The organism is Vreelandella sp. F11 (assembly GCF_042466685.1).
In the GTDB taxonomy this organism is placed as follows: domain Bacteria; phylum Pseudomonadota; class Gammaproteobacteria; order Pseudomonadales; family Halomonadaceae; genus Vreelandella.
Genome location: NZ_CP170448.1, coordinates 4,674,026 through 4,700,064, shown reverse-complemented (window position 1 = coordinate 4,700,064; position 26,039 = coordinate 4,674,026). Strand labels below are relative to the sequence as shown.

General features: G+C 54.5%; 27 protein-coding genes. 23 read left to right on the top strand and 4 right to left on the bottom strand.

What is annotated here, in order from left to right; all coding sequences use genetic code 11:
- From ACFIOZ_RS21460 to ACFIOZ_RS21390, 15 genes are all read left to right on the top strand, one after another.
- Positions 1-1,170 carry an alpha/beta fold hydrolase gene (locus ACFIOZ_RS21460; protein WP_386081167.1) on the top strand — a complete coding sequence of 390 codons (1,170 nt, stop codon included), beginning with the start codon at positions 1-3 and terminating at the stop codon, positions 1,168-1,170.
- A gap of 32 nt (positions 1,171-1,202) precedes the next feature.
- Positions 1,203-1,934, top strand: coding sequence for a protocatechuate 3,4-dioxygenase subunit beta (pcaH, locus tag ACFIOZ_RS21455; protein WP_386081165.1), 732 nt, complete (start codon positions 1,203-1,205; stop codon positions 1,932-1,934).
- 16 nt (positions 1,935-1,950) lie between these two features.
- Positions 1,951-2,583: a protocatechuate 3,4-dioxygenase subunit alpha gene (pcaG, locus tag ACFIOZ_RS21450; protein ID WP_386081163.1), complete on the top strand. Its 633-nt coding sequence runs from the start codon at positions 1,951-1,953 to the stop codon at positions 2,581-2,583.
- Positions 2,584-3,006: 423 nt separating this feature from the next.
- A complete protein-coding gene (gene tssI / locus ACFIOZ_RS21445; RefSeq protein ID WP_386081162.1) occupies positions 3,007-4,971 on the top strand; it encodes a type VI secretion system tip protein VgrG in 1,965 nt (654 codons plus the stop codon).
- A 3-nt stretch (positions 4,972-4,974) separates the two neighbouring features.
- Positions 4,975-5,778 carry a DUF4123 domain-containing protein gene (locus ACFIOZ_RS21440; RefSeq protein ID WP_386081160.1) on the top strand — a complete coding sequence of 268 codons (804 nt, stop codon included), beginning with the start codon at positions 4,975-4,977 and terminating at the stop codon, positions 5,776-5,778.
- Entirely contained in the window at positions 5,757-6,347 is a 591-nt protein-coding gene (locus ACFIOZ_RS21435; RefSeq protein ID WP_386081158.1) for a hypothetical protein, read from the top strand. The genes ACFIOZ_RS21440 and ACFIOZ_RS21435 overlap by 22 nt, the downstream gene beginning before the upstream one ends.
- A complete protein-coding gene (locus ACFIOZ_RS21430) occupies positions 6,344-8,206 on the top strand; it encodes a hypothetical protein (protein ID WP_141440272.1) in 1,863 nt (620 codons plus the stop codon). Before ACFIOZ_RS21435 ends, ACFIOZ_RS21430 begins: the two co-directional genes overlap by 4 nt.
- Complete coding sequence (locus tag ACFIOZ_RS21425; protein WP_141440273.1) at positions 8,191-9,222, top strand: hypothetical protein; 1,032 nt, start codon at positions 8,191-8,193, stop codon at positions 9,220-9,222. Before ACFIOZ_RS21430 ends, ACFIOZ_RS21425 begins: the two co-directional genes overlap by 16 nt.
- Positions 9,219-9,482 carry a PAAR domain-containing protein gene (locus ACFIOZ_RS21420; protein WP_386081157.1) on the top strand — a complete coding sequence of 88 codons (264 nt, stop codon included), beginning with the start codon at positions 9,219-9,221 and terminating at the stop codon, positions 9,480-9,482. Before ACFIOZ_RS21425 ends, ACFIOZ_RS21420 begins: the two co-directional genes overlap by 4 nt.
- A gap of 38 nt (positions 9,483-9,520) precedes the next feature.
- Positions 9,521-10,597, top strand: coding sequence for a hypothetical protein (locus ACFIOZ_RS21415; RefSeq protein WP_386081155.1), 1,077 nt, complete (start codon positions 9,521-9,523; stop codon positions 10,595-10,597).
- A complete protein-coding gene (locus tag ACFIOZ_RS21410) occupies positions 10,594-10,857 on the top strand; it encodes a PAAR domain-containing protein (RefSeq protein WP_386081153.1) in 264 nt (87 codons plus the stop codon). Before ACFIOZ_RS21415 ends, ACFIOZ_RS21410 begins: the two co-directional genes overlap by 4 nt.
- A gap of 31 nt (positions 10,858-10,888) precedes the next feature.
- On the top strand, positions 10,889-11,797 hold the full coding sequence (locus ACFIOZ_RS21405) for a hypothetical protein (protein ID WP_386081152.1): 909 nt from the start codon (positions 10,889-10,891) through the stop codon (positions 11,795-11,797).
- On the top strand, positions 11,794-12,057 hold the full coding sequence (locus ACFIOZ_RS21400) for a PAAR domain-containing protein (RefSeq protein ID WP_386081151.1): 264 nt from the start codon (positions 11,794-11,796) through the stop codon (positions 12,055-12,057). Before ACFIOZ_RS21405 ends, ACFIOZ_RS21400 begins: the two co-directional genes overlap by 4 nt.
- A gap of 31 nt (positions 12,058-12,088) precedes the next feature.
- On the top strand, positions 12,089-13,003 hold the full coding sequence (locus tag ACFIOZ_RS21395; RefSeq protein ID WP_386081149.1) for a hypothetical protein: 915 nt from the start codon (positions 12,089-12,091) through the stop codon (positions 13,001-13,003).
- A complete protein-coding gene (locus ACFIOZ_RS21390; protein WP_386081148.1) occupies positions 13,000-13,263 on the top strand; it encodes a PAAR domain-containing protein in 264 nt (87 codons plus the stop codon). The genes ACFIOZ_RS21395 and ACFIOZ_RS21390 overlap by 4 nt, the downstream gene beginning before the upstream one ends.
- Positions 13,264-13,456: 193 nt before the next feature.
- Here the strand turns inward: ACFIOZ_RS21390 and ACFIOZ_RS21385 are convergent, their stop codons facing one another.
- From ACFIOZ_RS21385 to ACFIOZ_RS21375, 3 genes are read right to left on the bottom strand one after another with little or no spacing between them, the layout of a single operon-like run.
- The gene (locus ACFIOZ_RS21385) at positions 13,457-14,479 is read right to left on the bottom strand and encodes a TRAP transporter substrate-binding protein (protein ID WP_386081147.1); all 1,023 of its coding nucleotides are present in this window, start codon (positions 14,477-14,479) and stop codon (positions 13,457-13,459) included.
- 59 nt (positions 14,480-14,538) lie between these two features.
- Positions 14,539-15,507, bottom strand: a complete 969-nt coding sequence (locus ACFIOZ_RS21380; protein ID WP_386081145.1) for a PDR/VanB family oxidoreductase — start codon at positions 15,505-15,507, stop codon at positions 14,539-14,541.
- Positions 15,504-16,583, bottom strand: a complete 1,080-nt coding sequence (locus ACFIOZ_RS21375; RefSeq protein WP_386081144.1) for a Rieske 2Fe-2S domain-containing protein — start codon at positions 16,581-16,583, stop codon at positions 15,504-15,506. The genes ACFIOZ_RS21380 and ACFIOZ_RS21375 overlap by 4 nt, the downstream gene beginning before the upstream one ends.
- A gap of 142 nt (positions 16,584-16,725) precedes the next feature.
- Here ACFIOZ_RS21375 and ACFIOZ_RS21370 point away from each other — a divergent pair, with 142 nt between their 5' ends.
- Positions 16,726-17,403 carry a GntR family transcriptional regulator gene (locus ACFIOZ_RS21370; protein WP_386081142.1) on the top strand — a complete coding sequence of 226 codons (678 nt, stop codon included), beginning with the start codon at positions 16,726-16,728 and terminating at the stop codon, positions 17,401-17,403.
- 215 nt (positions 17,404-17,618) lie between these two features.
- The gene (locus ACFIOZ_RS21365) at positions 17,619-18,812 is read left to right on the top strand and encodes a DcaP family trimeric outer membrane transporter (protein WP_386081141.1); all 1,194 of its coding nucleotides are present in this window, start codon (positions 17,619-17,621) and stop codon (positions 18,810-18,812) included.
- A gap of 140 nt (positions 18,813-18,952) precedes the next feature.
- Here ACFIOZ_RS21365 and ACFIOZ_RS21360 read toward each other — a convergent pair whose 3' ends face one another.
- Complete coding sequence (locus ACFIOZ_RS21360; protein WP_386081140.1) at positions 18,953-20,761, bottom strand: feruloyl-CoA synthase; 1,809 nt, start codon at positions 20,759-20,761, stop codon at positions 18,953-18,955.
- A 143-nt stretch (positions 20,762-20,904) separates the two neighbouring features.
- On the opposite strand from ACFIOZ_RS21360, the gene ACFIOZ_RS21355 reads away from it, so the two are divergent.
- The 6 genes from ACFIOZ_RS21355 (at position 20,905) to ACFIOZ_RS21330 (ending at position 26,037) form a co-directional block, all read left to right on the top strand.
- Positions 20,905-21,408, top strand: coding sequence for a MarR family winged helix-turn-helix transcriptional regulator (locus ACFIOZ_RS21355; protein WP_386081138.1), 504 nt, complete (start codon positions 20,905-20,907; stop codon positions 21,406-21,408).
- A 153-nt stretch (positions 21,409-21,561) separates the two neighbouring features.
- Positions 21,562-22,206, top strand: coding sequence for a TRAP transporter small permease (locus ACFIOZ_RS21350; RefSeq protein WP_386081136.1), 645 nt, complete (start codon positions 21,562-21,564; stop codon positions 22,204-22,206).
- A complete protein-coding gene (locus tag ACFIOZ_RS21345; protein ID WP_386081135.1) occupies positions 22,206-23,525 on the top strand; it encodes a TRAP transporter large permease in 1,320 nt (439 codons plus the stop codon). The genes ACFIOZ_RS21350 and ACFIOZ_RS21345 overlap by 1 nt, the downstream gene beginning before the upstream one ends.
- Positions 23,526-23,564: 39 nt before the next feature.
- A complete protein-coding gene (locus tag ACFIOZ_RS21340) occupies positions 23,565-24,017 on the top strand; it encodes a DUF3237 domain-containing protein (RefSeq protein ID WP_386081131.1) in 453 nt (150 codons plus the stop codon).
- Positions 24,018-24,083: 66 nt separating this feature from the next.
- On the top strand, positions 24,084-25,151 hold the full coding sequence (locus ACFIOZ_RS21335) for a TRAP transporter substrate-binding protein (RefSeq protein ID WP_386081128.1): 1,068 nt from the start codon (positions 24,084-24,086) through the stop codon (positions 25,149-25,151).
- 55 nt (positions 25,152-25,206) lie between these two features.
- Positions 25,207-26,037 carry a p-hydroxycinnamoyl CoA hydratase/lyase gene (locus ACFIOZ_RS21330; RefSeq protein ID WP_386081126.1) on the top strand — a complete coding sequence of 277 codons (831 nt, stop codon included), beginning with the start codon at positions 25,207-25,209 and terminating at the stop codon, positions 26,035-26,037.
- The last annotated feature ends 2 nt before the right edge of the window (positions 26,038-26,039 follow it).

The window sequence follows — 26,039 nt, the reverse complement described above, 5'->3', positions numbered from 1 at the left end:
ATGGCATTTCATACCATTAACGGCCGCAGTGTGGCTTACCGCCTGCTCGGCGCAGAAGTGAACCCGCTGGTCGTACTGGCGCACCCGTTGGGCATGAGCCAGGCAGTATGGGATGACGTGATTCCCGCACTGCTGCCCCGCTATCGGGTGCTGACCTGGGATCTCCCCGGCCACGGTGCCAGCCAGGCGGTCAGTGGTAAGCAGATCACCCCCGCTGATTTAGCCGCTGAGGCTCTGGCATTGGTAGAACTTGCGGGCGCGCAGCGCTTCCACTTTGCCGGGACTTCCATTGGTGGCATTGTCGGCCAGCAGTTGATTGCCGAGCATAGCGATCGCCTGTTCTCCGCTACGCTGACCAACACCGGCGCAGTGATCGGCAACCCAGATCTCTGGAATACCCGTGCAGGGCGAGTGCGCCAGGAGGGCTTGGCGGCCATGTCTGAAGAGATTGTACCGCGCTGGTTTGCACCCAAGGCGTTTGAAGTAAGCCCCGCGCTGAAAGCGGGCTGGTGCACCCAGATGGGCCGTGGCGACGATGAGTCCTACGCCCAGCTGTGTGAAATGCTTGGCCGCGATACCTTTACCGGAAAGCTCTCAGGTAAGAAAACTAAGTTGCAGCTATTTGGCGGCAGTGACGATATGGCCACGCCGCCCGCCACGTTGGAAGCCCTGTCTGCGGAACTCGACGGCGCACCTTTGGAGATATTTGACGGTGTGGGTCACGTGCCTTCGGTAGAAGCCCCGGCGCAATTTGCTGAAAAACTACTCGCCGTATTGGCGACTGATTTAGGCGACGTGGCCAATCACGGCGTGGCTTATACCACTGGCTTGGAGACTCGCAAACAGGTATTAGGCGAGGAGCACGTAGCGCGCTCCACCGCTAACGCCAACAGCCTGGATGCGCCCTTCCAGCAGATGATTACACGTCTGGCTTGGGGCGAGCTGTGGTCCAACGACGACCTAACCCGCCGCGAACGCAGCATGATCACCACCGGCATTCTCGCCGCCCTCGGCCGTGAAGAGCTAACGCTGCACTTAAAAACCGCCAAGCGTATTGGACTGTCTGAGGCCGAGCTGCGTCAGGTGCTGATGCACGTAGCGATTTACGGCGGCGTACCAGCGGCCAATCACGCCTTTGCCCTCGCTAAAGAGCTGGGCTGGGGCGAGTAGCGAATCACAATAATTGATGAGAGGTAAGGGCGATGACCCACGACAATAAGCGCTTTGTGGCCCGTGACCGTAACTGGCATCCGCCCGCCTATGCGCCGGGCTATAAAACCTCGGTGGCACGTTCACCACAGCAGGCGTTGGTGAGTATGCAGCAACCGACTGTGTCTGAACTGACCGGTCCGGATTTTAGCCACCTGCGCATGGGGCCTCATGATAACGATCTGCTGCTGAACTTCCGCCAGGATGCGAGCCAGGGTGGGTTACCCCAAGGCGAGCGGATTATGATGTTTGGCCGAGTCGTCGACCAGTTTGGCAAGCCGATACCGCACACCCTGGTTGAGATGTGGCAGGCCAACGCCGGTGGGCGCTACCGGCATAAGAACGATAAGTACCTGGCACCGCTAGACCCTAACTTTGGCGGTGTAGGGCGCTGTTTGACCGATGAGCAGGGGATGTACCGCTTCCGTACCATCAAGCCCGGCCCCTACCCGTGGCCCAATGACATGAATAGCTGGCGGCCGGCGCATATTCACGTCTCGGTAACTGGGCCCTCAATCTCCACTCGGTTAATCACTCAGATGTACTTTGAAGGCGACCCGCTGATCCCGCTTTGCCCAATCGTGCACACACTGAAAGACCCTCTTGCGGTTGAGACGATGATTGGGCGGCTGGATATGGCTCATAGTAAGCCGATGGACTTCCTCGCCTATCGTTTTGATGTGGTCGTACGCGGTGAGCTGCAAACCTTCTTCGAAAATCAATAAGGGCGGGGGATACATCATGAATCAGCCTAATAGCCAGCCGACCAGCGACCTGATGCTACGGGAAACCGCCTCGCAAACCGCAGGCCCCTACGTACATATTGGCCTTGCCCTTGCGGCAGCGGGCAACCCGGTGCGCGACGAAGAGATCTGGAACGAGATGGCCAAGCCTGAAGCCGAGGGCGAGCATATCGAAGTCGTCGGCACCGTTATCGACGGCAACGGCGACCTAGTGCGCGATGCCTTCGTAGAGGCGTGGCAAGCGGATGCGAACGGCCACTACCAAGCCGATTACGACCTGAGCAAACCGTTCAATAGCTTTGGCCGCACCGCGACCACCTTTGATCACGGCAGCGAGTGGTCGCTAACCACCATCAAATCCGGTGCAGTGAAGCACCCCAGCGGCCAGCCAATGGCGCCGCACATTAACCTCACGCTATTTGCCCGCGGGGTGAATATTCACCTACAAACACGGCTCTACTTCGATGACGAAGCTGAAGCGAACGCCCAGTGCCCGGTGCTGACGCGCATTGAGTCACCGGCGCGACGCCAAACGCTGATTGCCAAGCGCGAAGAGGTGGATGGCAAGGTGCGCTACCGGCTGGATATCCGACTACAGGGTGAAGGCGAGACGGTGTTTTTTGATTTTTGAGTAGTTGTTCTCGCCCTACAAAAGCGCTGTGACATTGTCATGGCGCTTTTTTTGTGTGGCTGTTGAGATGATCAAGCTAAGTCGTCAGTGCTATTGGATGGGGCTTGTCGCAGTGGTTTTTAGCAGTCGTGGGTATCAGACTCTAAGCAGCAACCTGATGTTTAAATGGCTCTGGAAGGAAATTTTTTTGTAAGCTATTTCGGAAAGTTTTGTAAGAAATATCTTACAAATATGCAATAGGTAATAAGCAACTTTAATTCAAGTTATTGATTATATTTGGTTAATGTCGATTTTTTTGGCTATTGAGTAATCGGTCAGCATCCCAGCCATCGCCACGGCACCTCTGCACACGGTTGCGCCTTCATGGTATCTCGCTACGCTAAGCCCCTCTTATTAGCAATGGTCGATCCAAGGAAAGAGGCGATGGCGAACGGCAACGGTTTGTCTTTTACGCTCACACTACCCGGCGTAGACGATGTCGCCGTGGTGGATTTTACCCACCGTGAGTCCCTTTCAAGCCCCTTTGAGCTAACGCTCAACTTTGCCAGCCGCAATGGTCAACTCAATGCCGCCGAGCTACTGGATCGTGACGCCACGCTCACTGTTTGGCACAGTGGAGAAGCGCTGCGCCAAATCCATGGCATTATCAGCGAATTTTCCCAGGGCGATCGCGGTCATCGCCGCACCTTCTACTCCTTAGTGCTACGTCCCGCCCTTTGGCGTCTTTCGCTGCGGCACAACTCGCGTATTTTCCAACAAGTCACGCCCATCGCGATTATCACCACCCTCTGCCAGGAGCGCGGCATTAGCGACATAACGTTTGATGTTACGCGCGAGCCAGTCGAACGTGAATATTGTGTTCAGTATCGCGAGACCGACCTCGCCTTTGTCGAACGCCTCGCGGCTGAAGAGGGGCTATTTTACTACCATACCTTTGAAGCAGGATCCCACCGCCTGGTCTTTAGCGACGATCCTAAAATGCTCAGCACTCTCGGTGAACGCACCTACCACAGCCGTGCCGGGGGAACACCGCCTACCCGTCATGTGCGTAAACTGCGCCAGACTGCGCGAGTGGCCAGTTCCTCTGCCATGCTCAAGGACTACACCTTCAAGAACCCTGGCTATGCGCAGTTGCATGAGCATCAGGGCCGCGATATTGAGCAGCACGGCCAGCGCGCCGACTATGAACACTACGACTACCCAGGGCGCTATAAGCGGGACGCTTCCGGCAAGCCGTTTACCCGCACACGGCTTGAATACCTGCGCCGCGAAGCCATCACGGCACATGCCGAGAGTGACCTACCCGAGCTTGCTCCAGGGGCGCGCTTTACCCTCACCGACCACGACGCGGATGCCCTTAACCGCGACTGGCAGCTTATCGAGGTCACCCATTACGGTGAACAGCCCCAAGCGCTGGAAGAGGACAGTATCTCCAGTAGCGATAAGGGCGGGATGACCCGCTACCACAACACCCTGGTGCTGGGGCTTGGTGACACGGCCTGGCGGGCAACCCCTAATCCCAAACCGCGCGTGGACGGCCCTCAGGTGGCGTTTGTGGTGGGGCCGTCAGGGGAAGAGATTTACTGTGACGAGTATGGCCGGGTCAAGGTGCAGTTTCCTTGGGATCGCTACGCGGAGCCAAATGAAAAAGCCAGTTGCTGGGTGCGGGTATCCCAAGGTTGGGCAGGGGTGGGCTACGGAAGCATCGCCATACCGCGGATAGGGCATGAGGTCACAGTTTCGTTCCTTGAAGGCGATCCGGACCAGCCGCTGATTACCGGGCGTACCTACCATGCCGTGAATACGCCACCGTATCTCCTCCCAGAGCACAAAACCCGCACCACGATCAAAACCCAGACCCACCAAGGCGAAGGCTTTAACGAACTGTGTTTTGAAGATAAGGCCGGGGAAGAGTTTATCTACATGCATGCCCAGAAGAATATGGAGCTGCATGTCCTCAACTCCCGCCAGAAGCGGGTCGAGTTCGACGACACCGCCACCATTGGCAATAACTCCCACTTGGCGGTCGCCAAGGATCGCGTCGAAACCATCGACGGCAATCGCGATATCACCGTGCACACTAACCACACCGAACAGGTGGACGGTGATCGCGGGCTAACGGTCGGCGGCAGCTACCAGACCCACGCCAATGGCGATATTACTTTCAAAGCCGATGGCGAGCTGATACTTGATGCCAGCAAAATCACCCTGGTCGCCGGTGGTGCTGCGCTGGTGGTCGGCGGTGGCAGCGTGGATGTCACCCCGGTACTTAATGTCGGCTCGGCATCGCCCAGTGCGGCGGCGCTGCCCAGCATACCCGCCGTGCTGGAAGCCGCCGCAGGGGAGGGCAGCCCGTTTGTCTCCCACTGCCCGCTCGAAGGGGAATAACCCATGGCCATGGCCGACTACTGGCTCGCCCGCTGCCATGTGATGGCCTACTCCCCCAGTGCCCGGCGCTGGGAAGAGGCCGCTGATGAAGCTGTCACTGTGGCCGCGGTGCTGGCCGAAGACGCTGATCAGGTCAGGGCGCTGCTACAGCAGCAGTGCCACGATGACGGCCTGGGATTAATACGCCTGGATGCTATTGAAACCCTGCTTCAGCGCTGCCGCCGAGAAGGTATCGCCCACGGGCTGGTGGAACTGGCCCACACCACCTCGTCGCAACGCCCGGTGGCGTATGGCGAGATGCTGCCCCTGTTGCCGGAACCCGCGCCTGAACCTGAACCAGCAGCGGTTCTCCCGCCGGTGAATTATCAAGAGACCGTCTGGCAAGCGCTGTTTGCCCCCCATCAGCCACCGTTATGGGCGGTCATCGACGGTGTTAACTGCCGCGAAGCAGTGCAGCGCCTTAGCCAAGCCGATGACCAGCACACCTGTCTCTACGCCTCCACGGACATCGCCACCCAGGCCAACGCCCCGTGGCTTGTGCGTATTGACGCCGATAGCGAGATTCGCACCTGGCTGGAAGGCCTGCCCCAGGATCAGCACTGGGGGATATTGCTGCAATCCAACGCCACCCTAAAGCAACTGCGCAGCCACCTGCGCAAGTTCACCATGCTGTGGACCCCCGCCAACGACCAGGCCCCGGTCTACTTCCGCTTCTACGACCCCCGGGTGGCGCTAGACATGAGCCAAGCCCTGGAACCCTGGAACCCTGGAAGCTGGCCGCTTTTATGGCGCCACTCGAAACGGTGATAGTGCCTGCCTCGCCCTTAATGGTATTTCCCACTGAACTGGCACTAACCCCTGAGATTGAGCTCGACGCCGATGCCAGTGAAGTGAAAGGGCGCCTGATACGCATCGGCCTTAGCGACGATGCCCGTGCCGCCAACGGCCAGGGGCGGCAGTTTGCGATAGGGAAAGAAGAGTTTGTGTCTTTTGGCCAACTCCAAAACAGGCGAGCCAAACTGTATATGGCGCGTGAGCTATGGGGGTACTATCCCTCGCTCTCAATGGATGATGTATTGGCCTCTATTGAAAGGGCATACCACTTTGGAAAACAGCATGGTATGACATCGAAAAAACAGACCAAGACGTTAGCAAAGTGTGTTCTAGCACTTGGTAACGAATTTACTCAGAACTATCCAGATGTTGTCAATGTATTGAACGATGCCAGTAAGCTCGCTTGGCAAAAACGCCAATGGATTGAGCAGTGGCTACCGGGCGCACGCCTACAGCATGATTTTATGCAGCGGCAAGCGGCCTCACGTGAACGCGATATAACGTGGCGTCAAGACGCTTCTTCACTAGGGAATGCTCCATGACATACAACCCGACAGCAGAAGACCTGTTATATATCTTAGCGTCGGATGGTGACCGCTTCTCGGAAGGTGAGCGCCGGACGGTGGAAAATGAAATCACAAAAGCCCTTCAACGAAGAGGCGATAACGGCGCGAGTGCCGCCGAGAGACCTGTGATGGACGCCTGGGCTAACCGCTGGGTTGAGCTGGGTGGTAACAATGGTCAGCCAATTACGGGAAGTCTTTTGCCTCCAGAGCCTGGTGATGGTGACACGCTTGATCCTGACTTTGCGGCAGCATGTGTTGAGTGTCGTTCCAACGAACCCTGCTGCTTCATTTCAGGCACTATTTCGGATAGCAGCGACAGCTCACGAAAGGTTACCTGGCCCCCCGAACGTATTGAAGCTGGACCTCAGCCCCGCTTTGCGACCACTCTCTTAGTCATCGCAAAGGAGCAGGAAGGCATGCATTTAGTCGCTAAGGTGCAAGCGAAATGGGAGGGGCAAGGGTGCCAAGCAGGACATCTTGATCGTCCTCGACTGACTACAAGTGGTTTGGTAGATGGCCGTCAGCAGATTGAAGAGCAAGAAGTGGAAGTAGCCACTGGCTATTATCACGCTCTCAATATGACACTGGCATTGAAAAAATATGTGCCGGAAAACGTGTTGCATGCGCTATTTGCTATGGATGCGATGCTTGCTATTGCTTCTACTGTAAGAGGGGGCGAGGGAGCATCTTTTGCACCCATGCAGTGCCTTACTGATCCTCCCATGGGCATGCGCTGCCTCGTGGTTCCCATACCCTACTCCAAGCTGGATGGAAAACTTGAGTTGGCTAGTCATATCGGGTTTACGACCGCTGGCGTAACGGCCTCAGCCGAGGCCAAAGGTAGCCTGAAGGGACAGTTTGCCTCTTATGAAATATCGGCTCAAGGTACCGCAGGCGGCTCGGCCAATACGGGGCAGGCGCTGGATAGCGGAGGCGAAGCGCCTGGCCTAATTGGCATTATGGCCCGCATCATTGGCACATTGGATCGCTATGTTGCGGATGGCGATCAACAACGTCGCAGATTAGACAGAACTAAATATGCCTCGGGGGTGCGGTTGACTAAGTCACTTACCTTTGAGCCAAAAGGGTTTGAGCTGGAAGCTAAAACTGGATCACCAGACCTGCAATTCTCTATCACCAGCCTAAGGTCTGTATTCAGTATTGGTATTTCGGGGAAAATTGATTTCATAGATGCTCTGGCGATGGCGTTTACTGGTCCAGGGGCTTCTGCCATTCGTGAGGCGCGAGCACGTATGGCAGCCGGTGAGCACATCACAGCCACGCTCGATGCCTACCTTGAAGTAGCAGCCACCGGTAGTCTGACCCATTCGATTGATAGCGGCATGAGCATCATTCTTCCAGCAAATGGTGATCTTGATGTTGTGAATAATGCTATCCAGCAACAGTTTGGCGGAGAACTCAGAATCAATGGCAAAGCTGAACTGGCCATAGAGGTAGAAGCTAAAGCATGGATATTCAGTGCCCGTGCCGGAGCCAGTGGTTCTTTGCATACATCTTGGTGCTGGGCCGTGCGTAACCAAGATGGCGAACGCCAGTGCAGCTATGAGTTTGAGGGCGTGGTGCTTACTCTAACAGCTTATGGTGAAATCAGGGTTCGAAATAGAGATAGTAGCGTTAGGCAAACAGGCCCAATTATCGGCAATGAGTCTAATACAGAAACTCAGGTCGCTGATTTATTCGAACATGTAGAACAACATATTAACGATTCACGTGACGAGGCGGAGGAAATTGCCCAACAACGTGGAGAGCCCCCCAAGGAGGGGCAGTCTTATACTATTTGGCGACCTCAGGAGCCACAATGGCAAGCTTACTAATACGTTTTTCTGTACTGGTATTTCTTACTACTTTTTGGCAAGGACATGTTATGGCTGATAATTTTGAAAATCGCTACAACGTCTATATTCATACTGAGGGAAGCGCGTGGTCTTTACGAGTTAATGATATTTTTGTACGCGATAATGACAAGGTGGCCTATGCAGATTACTCACCCAACATTGGACTGAATCTACGTCAAGGGGAAAATACGCTGTCACTGCTTTTCTCGCCCGTAACGGGGCAAAATCCTGAAACGGGCGAATACAATTACGCTTTGCATGATGGTGTCACAATTGACATTGCCATTGGCCGTAATCAATGGACAACAGGCGAACGCGAGCGCATTCATTTAGTGCGCATGCGTTACAACGAAGAAGAAAGTCAATTTGAACACCTGGAACAAACAGCGGGAGGAGAGGAGCGGATATTAAATCAACCGCATCTTCGTAGTGATGGTCGTCCACAATTGTCCGAGTTTGAGAACATCATTTTTGGCGGAGGGTGGGCTCTAGATGGCTACCGACTGGATATCACCTTTATCGTTGACGACCCCATTCCACCCTTCCACTGGAAAAATGAAGCGGTTGAACTCGAAGACACACCTGAACTACGGAGTGAGCTTCGTGATGCCTATCGCCATATCCATGGGTTGATTAGTCGCAATGATACGGAGGCTATTTTTCGTGCAGTTGAGCCAGTTTGGAGGCGGACGAGTTACATGCTAACTGAGCAAACTTCCGCACGAGATTTTATTGAAAATACCGAAAATGGATTGGCAGCTTTTGAGAGAGTAGGTCCCAATGGTGAAGAACTAGTGCCGCTTTATTGGGAAGAAAAACCGCAAGAGGATCAACTAGAGTTCCTTGCTAATAATCGCCTAGTACGTATTCGTCCTACCCCTATCCTCTGGGAGTACCCGCCGAGTGGTAGTGAAAACTACACTAGTTTCCCTGTAGTGTTTTATAAATCTCGCGATGGTCAGTGGCATATCGCTGACGTGGCAACGGGCATATGAAACCCATCGCCCGCAAAGGCGACCTTCACCGCTGTCCCCTTTCCGGCCACGGCACCACGGAAATTGTCTCCGGTTCGCCCTCTAACGTAGAGGGCCAGCCCGTGGCGCGGGTGGGGGATAAAACCGGCTGCGACGCCACCATTATCGAAGGTTCCAGCCACTCCAATCACGATGGTAGGCCCACCGCCTACCTGGGCTGCAAAACGGATCACGGCGGCGAGATTATTACGGCGTCGAGCAGTGCCAAGGTTCAGCCGTAGCGCTTAGGCGGAACGATGGAGTTACAAGGAGAGATATCTTGAAAGGAGTCGTTAGTCGGTTAGTGGTAGGCGCCTCATTTGGAAAATACAGCACTTGGGGCCTCGTTTGTCTCGTCATCGCTTGCTTGGTCAGCCTATCGACCAGCGCCATGGCGCAGCCAATTGATCGCCAGTACTGGGTGAATATTCATACCCAAGGTGCCGCGTGGACGTTAAGAATTAATGATATAAATGTGCGCTCTCATAAATTGACAGAGCAGTACTCTATTTCGTACCCGATTAGCACGAGCCTAAGGGAAGGGCAAAATACGGTGTCGTTCATTTATGCACCGTTAATAGAGCAGGATCCTGAAACGGGCGAGTTTATCCAAGGGCCCAAATCGACTTTTTATGTCGATGTCTCCATTGAGGCGATCAATACTAGCACCCAGCAGAAGGAACGCATTAATACGCTGCAGCTGCGTTACGATATGGATACTGGTGAGCTGGTAGATTTCCCCAACAATCCTGCCAATCCGCTTGGCGAGACGATACATCAAACCGAACATCTGCGTACACGTGGGGAGTTTCAGGTTAACTCGCCAGACAGATTAGTCATTGATAATGGTGATTTACTGGCTGCTGAACGGGTCGATATGAGCTTCCGCTTACTGGATACCATTCCCGATTTTCACTGGGTGAATGAGGCCACGCCGCTGCAAGATACCCCACGACTTCGCCATGAGTTACGCCAAGCCTATGAGCGGTTACATCGCCTATTTGAAGAAGGTAAGACTGACGCAATCTTACGTGAAGGTGAGGCAATGTGGGATCGCGCTGGGCTACTAATGGCTGGGGGGAAAAACGCCAGAGAATATACAGAATCTCTCCCTATCGCCTCACAGCTTGCAGGTCTCCGTGAGGAGCCTGGTTCTCCGCAGCTAGAGCCGTTGCGCCTTGCTGACGATCCTGCTGGTGATAGTTTAGAATTTATGGGTAATGGGCGTTTAGTTCGCATCTTACCCACCCCAATCCGCTGGTCATACCCCAATGAGCCTGATCGATTCCATCGACTGCCAGTTGTGTTTTATCGCACAGCATCAGGCGATTGGCGTCTCGCAACGGTTGCTTCATGAAACCCATCGCTCGCAAAGGCGACCTCCACCGCTGCCCCATACCCGGCCACGGCACCACGGAAATTGTCACCGGTTCGCCCTCTCAAGTAGAGGGCCAGCCCGTGGCGCGGGTGGGTGATAAAACCGGCTGCGGCGCTACCATTATCGAAGGTTCCAGCCACTCCAACCACGATGGTAAGCCCACTGCGTACCTGGGCTGCAAAACCGATCATGGTGGCGAGATTATTACCGCGTCGAGCAGTGCCAAGGTGCAGCCTTAGTGCATCACGTCAGTTGAAGGTATATAACAGCATGAAAAAATGGGTGGCTTACTTTTGGATTGTTGCGCTGATGCTGATTAGTGCGCCTTCCATGGGACAAGAAGTAGAGTACCACTTCGGCGTACGCTGGTCTGTGAATGGAGTTCCTAGCTCGTTACGCATTCATAACATCATGTTGAATTTTTCAGGGACACCGAGCCATTTAGATACACGATTGCCAATTTCCCAGTATATTAAGAATGGTAAGAATACAATTAATTTAAATTCATGGCCACTTGAATATGAACCCGATAGTGAGTTGAAGGTTTCATTGCTTTACTGGCAGCCCGGTAAAAATCCTAATACCGAAGCCAGCACTGCCTTTGAAGTAGTTATGATGCCTGGAGAAGATAATGCTGATCCTGAAGTTGTCTTTCTAGACCCTGGAGCGCCGTTGCAGCCGCTGCAGAATGATATTCGCTTTAACCGCTATGAAGAATACGACACGCTAGAAGTCAATTTTAACAACCGTCAGTCAATGCCCACTTGGTGCTGGGAGGAAGGCGACGTATTAAGAGACAGTAATGCTACACGTGATAGCCTAGCCCGTGAATATCGCCGACTATATGCCCTATTTGAAGCACAAGATAACAATGCGCTAATGGACGCATCGAAAACCATGATTGAAGAGCTTGCTTTAGCTTCAGGAGAATCCGAAGCCTACGTGCGCCAGCGAGCAAGTTTCACCATGTTCTTTGATAATCCTAACCTTTTCCAGCTTGATCCTTTTCCAGAAGAGCCGATGACATTGAATTTGGGAGCGGATAATCGTGTGGCCTGGCTTACCCGTGAGGGGGTAGCGGCGCCGATTCGATTTGGGCATGCAGGAAGTGATGAACACGTCTCAAACGTAAGACTCTACTTTATTCAACGCGATGGTCAGTGGGAAATCTGCCGATGAAACCCGTTGCCCATAAAGGTGACCTTCACCGCTGCCCCATACCCGGCCACGCCACCACCGAAATTGTCTCCGGTTCGCCCTCTCAAGTAGAGGGCCAGCCCGTGGCGCGGGTGGGTGATAAAACCGGCTGCGGCGCTACTATTATCGAAGGTTCCAGCCACTCCAACCATGATGGAAAGCCTACGGCCTACCTGGGCTGCAAAAAGGATCACGGCGGTGAGATTATTACGGCGTCGAGCAGTGCCAAGGTTCAGCCTTAGTGCATCACGTCAGTTGAAGGTATATAACAGCATGAAAAAATGGGTGGCTTACTTTTGGATTGTTGCGCTGACGCTGATTAGCGTGCCCTTAATTGCACAGGAAACCGAGTACCAGTTTGGCGTACGCTGGAGCGTTAATGGATTAGCATCCTCAGTGGACATGCAAGAGATAATGCTCAATTTCTCAGGAGTGCCGGGACATCAGAATACGATGCTGCCAGCATCACAATATATACGTAATGGTCGTAATGAAATTCAATTTTATGCCTGGCCAGTGCCCTCTGACAAACCATTTGACGAGCAGCATGAGTTGCGCCTCTCCATGGAGTATTGGGGGCCAGGGCAAAATCCCAATACTGAAGCCAAAACCGCCTTCGAGGTTGTTATACAACCTGGTCTGGAAGGTTTTAAACCAGAAGTTACTAACGTAGATGATCAAGCTCCATTGCGTGTGGTGGCTAGTGCCATTCATTGGGATGATGACTATTTCAGACTGGAGGTGCCTTTTAATAACCGACAGCCGATGCCCACTTGGTGCTGGGAAGAGGGCGACGTATTAAGCGACAGTGACGCTACCCGCGATAGCCTGGCCCGTGAATATCGCCGACTATATACACTCTTTGAGGCCCAAGATAACAATGCGCTAATAGACGCATCGAAAACCATGATTGAAGAGCTTGCTTTAGCTTCAGGAGAATCCGAAGCCTACGTGCGCCAGCGAGCAAGTTTCACCATGTTCTTTGATAATCCTAACCTTTTCCAGCTAGATCCTTTTCCAGAAGAGCCGATGACATTGAATTTGAGAGCGGATAATCGTGTGGCCTGGCTTACCCGTGAGGGGGTAGCAGCGCCGATTCGATTTGGGCATGCAGGAAGTGATGAACAAGTCTCAAACGTAAGACTCTACTTTATTCAACGCGATGGTCAGTGGGAAATCTGCCGATGAAACCCGTTGCCCGTAAAGGCGACCTCCACCGTTGCCCCATTCCCGGCCACGGCACCACGGAAATTGTCACCGGTTCGCCCTCTAACGTAGAGGGCCAGCCCGTGGCGCGGGTGGGTGATAAAACCGGCTGCGGCGCCACCATCATCGAAGGTTCCAGCCACTCCAATCACGATGGTAAGCCCACCGCGTACTTGGGCTGCAAAACCGATCATGGTGGCGAGATTATTACGGCGTCGAGCAGTGCAAAGGTTCAGCCGTAGCGCTTATGCGGAATAACAGTTGTGGAAGGAGTCAGGAATTGAACGGAGTCGTTGAGCGGTTAGTGGTAGATGCACCATTTGGGGAATGTGGTGCTTATCCATTGAGTTAATGCTAAGTAGGTAAGAATTCTGAGTGTAAGAACAATAGGCAGCCTATGTTGGCTGCCCTTTTGTGATGAGGTTCAAGGAATCGCTAAACCTGACAGCTTTGCTGTAAATCCATCGCGGTATTATAGATTTCATTGGCAGCGCCGCCAATCTCCTCCAAGTAATCATCAATGGTTTGCTGGAGCACAGGGCCCCATTCGGGATCTTCCAGGGCGTCTTCAATGACCACAAACTCATGCCCCGCTTCAACGGCTTCTTCACGCCCTTGGCGTATCATCTCGTCGTAAACCTCTGCGGCGCGCAGCGACCACTCCAAGCCGCTGTGGTCATCGATTACTTGCTGCAAATCGGCCGGCAGGCTGTCGTAACTGCGCTGGCTCATGGTGGCGAACAGGGAAAGGTCATACAGGGGGACTTCGGTGTGGTACTGCGCCAGTTCGTTCAGCCGGAAGGTCTTCATGCCTTCCCAGTTGAAACTGAGGCCGTCGACGACACCACGCTGCATGGAGGTAAACACATCCGGCGCTGGCATACCCACCGCCTGGGCGCCAAGGCGTTCGAACATATCACCCACCACTGGCGTGGGGCGGCGTAGGCGAAGCCCCTCAAGATCCGCCGGTGTTTCAATCAGCTGGTTTTTGGTGTGTAGGTAACCTGGGCCGGTAGTAAACAGGAACAGGGGGCGTGTGTCGGCGTATTCCTGTTCAAAGTATCCCTGATCGTAAAGCGACTGGAGTATGCAGGCCCCTTGGCGGGCGCTTGCTGATACCCCCGGCAGCTCGACGACTTGTGTGAGTGGGAAGCGGCCCGCCGTATAACCTTGGGCAGAGGCGCCAATATCGGCGATACCGCTGACAGCGCTTTCGTAGGTTTGAGCCGATTTCGCTAGTGTCTGGCTGGGGAAAACTTCTACTGTCAGTTGCCCATCTGACGCCTCCTCGACGCTTTCAGCCCAGGCTTGAAACAGCTCCCGGTCTATCATGGAGCCACCGGGCCAGACGTGCGCAACCCGCAGTGTGGTGCTGGCTTCCACGGCGGGGGCCACGAATGAAACGGCGAACACGCCAAACAGAGTCGCCTTGGCTAGATGTGTGGGTAGTTTATTCATTGTCGTTATCCTGATGGCTCGTCAACGGGGTACGTTTTTGTAACTGTTTTTATGTTTATTTAAAGATCCAACACAAGGGTTTTGCTCTTGGCTCTGGAGCAGCAGGGTGTGAACTGGTCGTTGGCTGCGTGCTCATCGTCATCCAGGTATAAATCTCGATGGTCGGGTTCGCCTTCGAGCACACGGGTGAGGCAGGTGCCACAGACCCCCTGCTCGCAGGAGACCATGATATCGATGCCATTTTCAGCCAGTACTTGGTAGACGGTTTTATCGGCGGGCACGGTAAAGGCGGCACCGCTGCTGGCGATGCGCACCTCGAAACTGCCGTCGTCTTCGCTGGCTGTCTCTGCGCCTGCAAAGTACTCTGTGTGCAGTTGGTCGGCTGGCCAGCCGCACTGTTTACCTGTTGATAGGACGGCGTTAATAAATCCGCTAGGGCCGCAGACGTAAACCTGTGCATCGGCCTCGGGCTCACTAAGCAGCTTTTCCAGATCGAGGGTTGGGGACGCGGTGTCATCGTCCAGGTAGAAGTATGCTCTATCGGCGAAACCTGATGTGTTGATACGCTCACGAAAGGCCATGCGCTCGGCGGAGCGGGCGCAGTAGTGCAGCTCGAAATCCGCCTCGGTGCGCGCCAATCGCTCCGCCATACACAGCAGCGGGGTGATGCCGATCCCGCCCGCCAGCAGGTAAGTGCGCTTTGCGGGTTTAAGCGGGAAGTGGTTTTTGGGCGCGCTGATGAGGAGCAGGTTGCCTACTTTAATCTCATCGTGCATGGCGATGGAGCCTCCTCTGGAGGCCTCATCACGCAACACGCCGATCAAATAGCGATCCCGCTCTTCAGAGTGGTTGCACAGCGAGTATTGCCGGATTACCCCCTCTTTCACCTGCACATCAATGTGGGCGCCGGCGCTAAAGGGGGGCAGCGGTCGACCGTGTGGGTCGGCAAGCTCGAAGGTGGCAATGCCGAGCGCCTCCTCATGGCGAGCTTTTACCTCGACAATAAGCGATAGAGAGGGGTGGCTCATACTTTAGCCTCCTCAGTTAGTGCTGACTGCTCCTTTGCCTGCTCTTCTGCCAATATTCGATCGATAATCCGGCGGGCTTGCACGCCGCCGCCATCAATGTTGAGTTTAAGTAGTTGCCGTTCGGGGTAGAGCAGCAGGTTGCGCTGTTGGGCTTCGAGCATCTCAAGATCTTCTTCGAAGATCTTGCCCTGGCCCTCGCGGATCTTGTCGGTGAGCTCGTGATCTTCCGGCTTGAAGTTGCGGGCCATGCCCCAGAAGTACCAGATAGAGGTGTCGCTCTCAGGAGTGATAAAGTCGACCACGATGCTGGACGCTCTCACATCCGCCGGCGCTTTTGCGCCGCCATTGCCTGCGTGAGCCACACCGACGTCGATGTGCACATGGCTGGGGGGCGTAAAGCGGCAAATTTGCCAGCGGTCGACGGGGACGTCATCGGCAAGCCCGTTACCCCTGAGGGCAGCCTGCCAGAAAGGCGGTGCGGGTATGTTCTCCATTTCACGGCTGGTGACCACCTCATCGCCGTTAACCGTCGTTTCCGGTGCGGCTTCCTCTATCTCTGGCTGGCCGATGCTGGAGGCGTGCACATAGGTCTCATGGGTAAGATCCATGAGGTTATCGATCATCAGGCGATATTCACACTGAATATGGTAGAGGCCGCCGCCATATGCCCAGTCGGGGTTGTTGGCCCAGTGCAGCTCGGGAATCAGATCGGCGTCCGCTTTCTCGGGGTCGCCGGGCCAGATCCAGATAAAGCCATGGCGCTCTTCAACGGGGTAGGCGCGATTGCTGGGAAAGCCGCGAACCCGCTGGCCGGGCATGCTGTCGCACTTACCGCTGCAGTTCATTTCAAGGCCGTGGTAGCCGCACACCAGCTTGCCATCACGTACAAAGCCCAAGGAGAGCGGCGCGCCACGGTGGGGGCAAAAGTCCTCCACGGCGGCCACGCGATTTTCGTCACCGCGGAAGAAAACTAGTTGCTTATTGCAAATAGTTCGCCCAAGCGGTTTCTCGGTAAGCTCTTCTGGGGTGCAGGCGACGTACCAGGTATTTAAAGGAAAGGGGGCTTGTTGAGTCACGGTAAACTCCTTTTTGGTTTAGTGTTGTAATTATGCCTATTGGATCCAAAGTAAAGGCTAGGAAGGTTTTTGTCGTCAACCTATACTTTCGTAGAGCTCGCCAACTAATTGCAAAACAGTGTTGATATGAGAGAACAAATAAATGAGTAACAACGATAAAAGTGTCGTCAGTCGGCTGCGTAAATTGATCAGTGAGGGTGCATACGCTCCAGGGGAGCGCCTTGGTGAAGTCGCGGTTGCGGAGCAGCTGGGGGTTTCTAGAACGCCGGTAAGACTGGCTTTTCGCACTCTGGAGCAGGAGGGGTTGCTGCAACAGGCGGGCAAGCGCGGGTTTATGGTGCGTCAGTTTACCCAGGCGGATGTGCACTGCGCGGTTGAGGTTCGCGGGGTGCTGGAGGGACTAGCCGCGAGGCGACTTGCGGAGCAAGGGCTGTCGCCTAGCGTCGATAAGGAATTGAAGTTTTGGATCCAAAAAGGAAAAAAACTAATCGCCAAAGGGTATCTTGTAGAGTCCGATATCAATCAATGGAGTGAGCTTAATGCTCACTTCCACAGCATTATCATTCACTCCATCGGTAGCGGTGTCGTGGCGGATGCCATTGCAAGGAATAATCACCTACCCTTCGCTGCCGCCGACTCAATCATCATCGATAGCGATGAGCTAGAGCGAGAATTTAAAAAGCTGCAGTTAGCGCAGTTTCATCATGAGCTTATATTTCAGTCACTTAAGAAGAGGGAGGGGGCGAGGGCAGAAATGTTGATGCGTGAGCATGCGCTGATTGGACTGCGTTACCCTGAGTTGCTGGCCGAATCCGAATAAAATACTCGGCAATTTAGTTGTAATGTGTAATTAAACCAAAGTAGTAATGGTGTAAAGTTATTTATATTCAATTGCTTATATAAAACTGAAGATGCATAGCCTCCATTTTAATTGACAGATGGAGGTTTTTTTCGCAGCTTTGGTACGTAGTGCGGATCAGAGTTCGCATTAAGAACAATTACAACTAACCACTACGACCAAAGCAGAGACAAACAATGAAAATTAACCACTTTGTTGCATGCGCCCTTCTCGCTCCCTGTGCGTTTGCTACCCAGGCCCATGCGCTTGATGTGGTAGAAGCCGGACAGCCTATCGTGACCGGTGAGCCAAGCCGTGTAGGCCCACCCTGGAATCATCGATCAACGATGAATATTCCAGGCACCAAAACCGATATCGCCTTTGGCGGGTACGTTAAACTCGATGCGTTTTATGACTTCGACTACGACCTGGGCACATCAACGGATCCTTACGCCGTTATGAACCCAGGCAATCGAACCGATGGTCGCACCAGCTTTACGGCCTATGAATCCCGCCTGAATTTCCGTACCCACACCGCGACTGACTATGGGCGTTTAACCACTTACTTCGAAGGGCATTTTGTTCCCGATGGTAAGTTCGGACTGCGCCATGCGTATGGCGAGCTGAACGGTTTTCTCGCCGGACAAACATGGTCAAATTTTATGAGTTTCGTGGGCGGGACACGCACCCTAGCGCTAGGGGATCCTAAGGGCTACGCCTTTGAGAGGCAGGCTCAGTTGCGCTACACGCAGCCTGTCGGGGAAGGAAGCTTATCTGTTGCCTTGGAAAACCCCACCACGGTCATTGCCCGCAATGATGCTTCCGTAGCTGATGGGGAGAGCCAGCTGCCAGATTTGACGCTGCGCTATGAATATAAGCGTTTATTTGCGCTCTCCGGGATAGCGCGTCAGCTTTCGACCAATAACATCACCAATACCATTGATGATGAAGTCACCGGCTACGGGGTGCAGGCGCAGTTCAATTTGCCCTTTAATACCTCAACCAGCTTGCGCGGCAGTGCCACCTACGGTGAGGGTATTGGTAACTATATGGGCAACCCTGGCAATGTAGGGCACCGCAACGCACCTGATGTCTATGTGCAGGGTAACAATCTTGAAGCTATTGAAACCCAAGCGTTTGGTCTCTCGCTTAATCACTACTGGACGGATAGCTGGTTCAGTTCTGTGGGCGTTTCGCGGCTTGAGCAAGACTTGCCTGCAGGCTATGGCGACCATTTCGAAACGCTCGACTATGGGTTTGCCAATGTGATTTGGGATGTTACCGACCGCATGTCAGTCGGTCTTGAGTACCAGCATGCTGATATCGAGCAGGTGAATGGGGTGTCCAATGATGCGAGTCGCCTTCAGGCGAGTGCCACCTTCCAATTCTAGCGCTCTACGCGTTGCAGTGAGGTGACTGTGTAAGTGCTTTAGTGCTATTTCGATCATGTTCTAGGCTGGCACTTTGCCAGCCTTTTTTGGTCTCGTATGGCTGCCTAAAAGTATCGTATGGCTGCCTAAAAGTACCGCGGTTAAGGCGCTGGGTTCGCAGAGGGTAGGATGATGCGTGGATCCTGGGGTGGCTCAGCGTATAGGCACACCACGAGATCCGAGTAGCGCTCGCGAACTAGGCGCTGATTCACCGAGCCCTTATCGGTCAGTTCGCCACGATCAACGGAAAGCAGTTGATCGAGCAGTAATAGGCGCTCTAAACGCATGGAGCTTGACTGGCCGCGGCAGTGGGTTGCCAGGCGTTGGGCGAACCACTGATGCAGGCTGGCGTCTGTGGCCAGAGCGTCAAGAGGGGTGCCCACTTTGCCAAGCTGGTGCTCACAGGCAGGCAGGTTCAACACGACGATGCCCGTCAGGTAGTCGCGCCCTTCGCCGACTACCACGATGTCCTGTACCAGCGGGGCAAAGTATTCCACAAGGTGTAGGCGCAGGGTGCCCACATTGACCCAGGTGCCGGTCACCAGCTTGAAGTTCTCGCTTAGCCGGCCGTCAAAGATGAGCCCGCGCTCGGGGTGGTCGGGGTCAATTAGGCGCATAGCATCCCCGGTGCAGTAGTAACCTTCGTGGTCAAACGCCTCACTGGTTCGCTGTGTGTCGCGCCAGTAACCTGGTGTGATGTTGAGACCCTTAAGTCGCGCCTCCCACTTATCGTCCGTCGCCACCAGCTTCAGCGTCATGCCTGGCACGGGCTTCCCGATCAGGCCCGGTGTGTCGCTGGGCTCTTCGGTGCAAAAAGCCAGGCATGCTTCGGTGGAGCCCAGCCCCGTCAACATGGGAACGGCGGCTCCGCGCGTCTGCTTGCCTAACGCTTCCAGGGCGGTGCGCACATGGGCGGGTAGCACGGCGCCCCCGAAGTGCAGCATTTCCAGGTCGCGGAAAAAGGCCTCGCGCAGGGAGCCATCGTTGCGCAAATGCTCGACCAGCGCCTCGAACCCCTTGGGGACATTGCAGTAAAACGTGGGCGAAACCTCGCGCAGGTTCTCGATGGTTCGCTGAACTCCCTGAGCGGTGGGGTTGCCATCATCAATATATAAAGCGCCCCCGTTGTGGATCGCCATCCCCAAAATCGTATTGCCGCCGAAAGTGTGGTGCCAGGGCAGCCAGTCGACTAAAACCGGGGTATGTTGCTCTAGAAAGCTCAGCCGTTTCGCTAGCATGGCTTGATTGCTACACAGCATACGGTGGGTATTGATCACCGCTTTGGGCATGCCCGTCGACCCTGAGGTAAACAGTAGTTTGGCGATAGTGTCAGGCGTTACGCGGGCGTGGGCATTCTCCACCGCGACAGTCGCTGGCGTCGCGGCGAGTGAATCAAAGGGCAGGGCTCGCAGAGTTGGCACCTTGGCCACACAGGTGACGCCATCATCGCAAACCGCCGCCAGTGCCCGGCTAAAGCGCGCCTCCTCATCGACAAATAGCATCCCCGGGGTCACCAGTTCCACCACATGCAGCAGCTTAACGAAATCTTCTGATAGCAGCGCGTAAGAGGGCGACACCGGCACGTAGGGAATACCCACATGCATGGCAGCACAGGCAAGCAGTGCATGCTCAATGCTATTTCCCGACAGCACCATCAGCGGCCGCTCCGTCGACAGGCCATGATCAATCAGTGCTTGTGCCAGGCGGATCACTTGTGGCATTGCTTCACCAAAGGCTAGCGTTCGCCACCTGTGCTGGCCCTTTTCGCGCTCGGCCAAAAGGGTATTCATGGGTGTTTTGTTTGCCCAATGGGCAAGGCGCTGGGTCATGCTGTGTGGGTAAGAGGGGACATCGCCTCCGTGTAATCGGAACTCTTGTAAGGTGTCAGTCAGCGGAGGAGGGAGGGACATGAATAGCTCCATAGCGAAAAATCTTGGTTTTGTTGTGTGCTGTCATCTTGGCGAATATAGTTATAGTTGTTAACTAGATGATTAGCTAGGATGCTGATTTAAGACCATAGTTGTAATTATTTAAATGAGACAGGAATTAACGCATGGCCATATCTAAAAAGAGCACTTCTATTCAGCAAGTTGAGCCTGACGAAAAAGAGCCGACTTCTGTCGCTGGTCTGGTGCTTGAAAATCGCCTTGGTTACGCCTTGAGAAGAGCACAGCTGGCTGTTTTTAAAAATTTTAATGAGGCCATGCAGGAGTATGAGATACGCCCTGCCCAGTTCTCTTCGCTCGTAGTGATTGAAGGGTATCCCGGTATCACCCAGACCACTTTAGCCAAGGTGCTGGACATTGATCCGCCCAGAATCGTTAGCTTAATTAATAATCTTGAGGAGAGAGGGCTGGCTTTACGGGTGCGCTGTAAGCGAGATAAGCGCTCCCACGGGATTTTTCTTAGCAAAAAAGGTGAAGCCTTAACCGAGCAGCTAAAAGAGCTGGCTGAGCAGAGTGATATCAATGCAACTCAATCACTTAGTGATATTGAACGGCGTCAGCTGCTGTCTCTGCTAGTGAAAATATACGCACCGGAAACCAGCGAGGAATAAAACTTTAGACGTATTTTTGTCGGCAACGCTTGCATGCTCTCTCAAAGGCAATTAATTATATTAAGTAACTAGTTTGGTTGTGATGTTCTCGCGGTGTATAGCGCAAGGTAGGTTTCAGCCATACAGCGAACTCCAAAAACAAGAGACGAAACGATGAGCAGCTTAGCGACGGTACCGACAATCGGCACTGCATTGATGCGCCGTAGCCTTGAGATACCCTGTAGGGTTGCCGCGATAAGCGGCGGATTAATGATCACAGCACTCGCTATCATCACCGTCGTTAGCATTCTTGGTCGGTGGGTAGCCAGTGCACCAGTGTTAAGCGATATAACCATGCTGGCGTGGGTGGGCCCCATCACTGGTGATTATGAGCTGGTGGAAATGGGCACTGCCATTGCCGTTTTTCTGTTTTTACCTTACTGCCATCTTCGCGGTGGGCATGTCACGGTGGATCTACTGGTCATGCACGCGCCGGCCATGGTTCAACGCCTGCTCGCCGTTGTCGCCGAAACGCTCTTTCTGGTAGTGGCAGGGTTAATGACCTGGCGCCTCTATCACGGCTTGCTCGATAAACGTCGCTATATGGAAACCAGCATGCTGCTGGATATACCGCTCTGGTGGGGGTATATCGGCGGCCTGGTGGGTTTCGCGCTATTGACACTGGTTTGTCTCTATCGTACCTGCGACGCGTTTACTTACGACCCGACACAGCCCGGTTCGAATCAAAATAGCGCGACTCAAAGCAGTTCGGCTCAAGACGGTTCGACACAAGAAAGTTCCGCCCAAGGAGATCTGTGATGACACCTCTCACCTTGGGCGCTAGCGGCTTTGTGGTACTGCTGTTCATGATGGCGACGCGTATTCCTATCGGCTTGGCCATGCTGGTGGTGGGTGCCGTGGGGATGATGCTGATCACCGGCCCGATGGGAATTTTAAATGGCTTAAAGTCACTTCCTTACGAACACTTTTCCAGCCATACGCTATCCATCATTCCGCTGTTCCTGCTGATGGGGCAGTTCGCGGCGAGAGCCGGTCTTTCCCGGGCCATGTTCCAGGCGGCCAACGACTGGCTGGGCCACCGTCGCGGTGGGCTAGCGATGTCGACGATTGGCGCCTGCGGCGCTTTTGGAGCTATTTGCGGCTCCTCGCTGGCGACTGCCGCGACCATGACCCAGGTGGCGCTGCCCGAGATGGAACGCCAGGGCTACCGCGGCAGCCTGGCAACCGGTGCCTTGGCCGCAGGTGGCACCCTGGGGATTTTGATTCCCCCCTCGGTGGTGCTGGTTATCTACGCCATTCTGGCCGAACAGAACATTAACGAAATGTTTGCCGCTGCCCTGGTGCCGGGCTTGTTAGCGGTGTTCAGCTACATGTTGGCCATCTCGCTTTATGTGCGCTTTTTTCCTGACAGTGCGCCGAGTAAGGTAAAAGCCTCCCGCGGCGAGCGCTGGCGCTCACTGTTGGAGGTGTGGCCAGGAGCGGCGATCTTTATCGTGGTCATTGGGGGCATCTATACCGGCATCTTTACGCCTACTGAAGCCGCCGCTGTCGGTGCGGTCTCCACCGGCGCACTGGCAATAACGCGAGGCGGGCTGCGCTGGAACGGCCTGCGGGACTGCGTCCTTGAAACCGCGGTGACCTCGGCGATGATCTTCTTCATCGTACTGGGCGCCAGTGTGTTCAATAGCTTCCTTGCTTTGACTCAGCTACCCCAGATTACCGCTGGTTGGATTGTGGGGCTCGAGATCAGTCCCTGGGTGGTTCTGGCGGGCATTCTGTTCTGCTATTTGGTGCTCGGCTGCTTTATGGACAGCCTCTCGATGATCCTGCTTACCGTGCCTATCTTTCTGCCCATCGTCACCGGGATGGACTTCGGCATGCCCGCAACGGATGTGGCGATATGGTTCGGTATTTTAGCGCTGGTGGTCGTCGAGGTTGGCATGATCACGCCGCCGGTGGGGCTGAACATCTTCATTATCCACTCCATGGCTCCCCGCATTCCTTTAACGGAAACCTTTAAAGGCATCCTGCCTTTTTTAGCGGCCGATCTTATTCGCATTATTTTGCTGGTGCTCTTCCCCGCCATCTCGCTTGGCTTCGTTTACTTAATCAATTGACCAAGGGAGTTGGACATGTCCCAAGAGGCGACTCAACGAATGCCGACAGCAACTTTTATCGCGCGCTTAACGGTTGACGTCGATGCCCCGCTGGAGCTGGGTGAAAACGCTCAAGGCAAGCGTCGCTTCATTGCCATCAACGGCGGTCAAGTGTGTGGTGAACGGTTGAAGGGCGTGGTACTGCCTGGCGGTGGCGATTGGCAGACCCTGCGTACCGATGGGGTGGCCGAACTGCATGCCTGCTACTTTCTAGAAACCGATAGTGGCGAGCGCATCGAAGTGGAGAACACCGGATTTCGGCATGGTTCGGCTGAGGTTATGCAGCGCCTTCAGCGCGGGGAGCCCGTTGCTCCTAATGAGTATTACTTTTACACCACGCCGCGCTTTTATACCTCCAGCCCGGACTACGCCTGGCTAACACGCACGATCTTTATCGGCGCTGCCGAGCGTACCCGTGAGAACGTTTTGATTGATTTATTCGCGGTGAATTAAGGCTCCGTGCTCAGTCGTTTAGCCATTGGCCACGGCAAACATAACAAACACAACGAGGTACTTTTTATGACACAGCAAGCAACCCCAAAGCTACGCCAGCGTTTAGTCGCCTTTGCCATCTCCATACCTCTTGTCTTGGGCGTTGGGCAGGCCAGCGCCCAGGAGGCCGAGTATACGCTTAGGCTGCATCATTTCTTCCCATCTTCAGCGCCCGTTCACCAGGAGTATTTTATTCCCTGGAAAGAGGCCATTGAGGAGGAGTCCAACGGGCGCTTGGAGGTTGAGCTCTACCCCTCAATGCAGCTGGGCGGTACGCCCCCGTCGCTCTATGACCAAGCGAAAGATGGCCAGGTGGACATTATCTGGACCGTGTTGGGCTACAACGCCGGTCGCTTCCCTAGGGCAGAGGTCTTCGACTTGCCGTTTATACCCACCACTGGTGCTGCGACAAGCCAGGCCGCCCATGAGTATGCAATGACGTACATGCAGGATGAGTTAGAGGGCGTCTATCCCATCGCCGTCCATACCCATAGCCCAGGGGCGCTGCACACCAAAGAGACGCGCATCGAATCGCTCGACGACATAGAGGGGCTCAAGATGCGCGGCCCCAGCCGGTTGGTGAATCGCTATCTAGCCAAGTTGGGCGCTGAGCCTATTGGTATGCCGGTCGCCCAGGCACTGGAGGCGCTATCACGGGGTGTTCTGGATGGAACGGTGATCCCTTTTGAAGCGATTACCGCCATGGGGTTAGCGGATATTACCACCGAACATACGGTCTTCAGCGGTGATCATGCGCTCTATACCACGATGATGATCGTCGCCATGAACCAGCGTAAATACGACGCGCTGCCTGCCGATCTACAAGCGATTATCGACGCTCACTCCGGCATCCAAGAGGCCCGCAAAATAGGTCAGATCATGGATGACGCTGACCAGGTGCAGATCCAGGCCATTCAGGATGGCGAACAGCCCGGCACGATTACCCAGCTAGATAGTGAAGAGACTGCCCGTTGGCAAGCCGTGGGACAGGAAGTGGCTGAGGAGTGGATCGCCGATGCCGAAGAGAAAGGGCTCGATGGTGAAGCGCTATATAACGACGCCCGACAGTTAATCGACAAGTTCACCGCTGAGTAGGCGCTTAACCATTAACGTTTGAATAAGCCGTTTGATAAAACCCAAGGAGCAAGAGATGAGTAACTACCAAGATCGCTGGCAAACCGTAAAAGTTAACGTCGAAGAGGGCATTGCCTGGGTGACGTTGAATCGCCCTGAAAAGCGCAACGCCATGAGCCCAACGCTTAACCGTGAAATGATCGATGTGCTGGAGACCATCGAACTGGATCAAGAGGCCCACGTGTTGGTATTGACAGGCGAAGGCGAATCCTTTTCGGCCGGTATGGATCTTAAAGAGTACTTCCGCGAGATTGATGCCAGCCCCGAGATCGTGCAAGTCAAGGTGCGCCGGGATGCCTCTACCTGGCAGTGGAAGCTGCTGCGCCACTACGCCAAGCCCACCATCGCGATGGTCAATGGTTGGTGCTTTGGCGGGGCTTTCTCGCCATTAGTGGCCTGTGACTTGGCGATTGCCGCCGATGAGTCGGTGTTTGGTCTCTCCGAAATCAACTGGGGTATCCCTCCCGGTAACCTGGTGAGTAAAGCCATGGCCGATACCGTGGGCCACCGGGAAGCGCTCTACTACATCATGACCGGGGAAACCTTTACCGGCACCCAGGCAGCCAAGATGGGGCTGGTTAATAGAAGTGTGCCGCTCTCCAAGCTACGCGAAGCCACCCGCGAGTTAGCCGCTACGCTGCGTGATAAGAACCCCGTTGTGCTGCGTGCCGCCAAGATCGGCTTCAAAATGAGCCGCGAACTGACCTGGGAGCAGAACGAAGAGTATCTCTACGCCAAGCTTGATCAGGCGCAGCATCTTGATCCTGAGCAGGGTCGCGCCCAAGGGCTTAAACAGTTCCTTGATGACAAGAGCATCAAGCCGGGGTTGGAGAGCTACCAGCGGTAAGG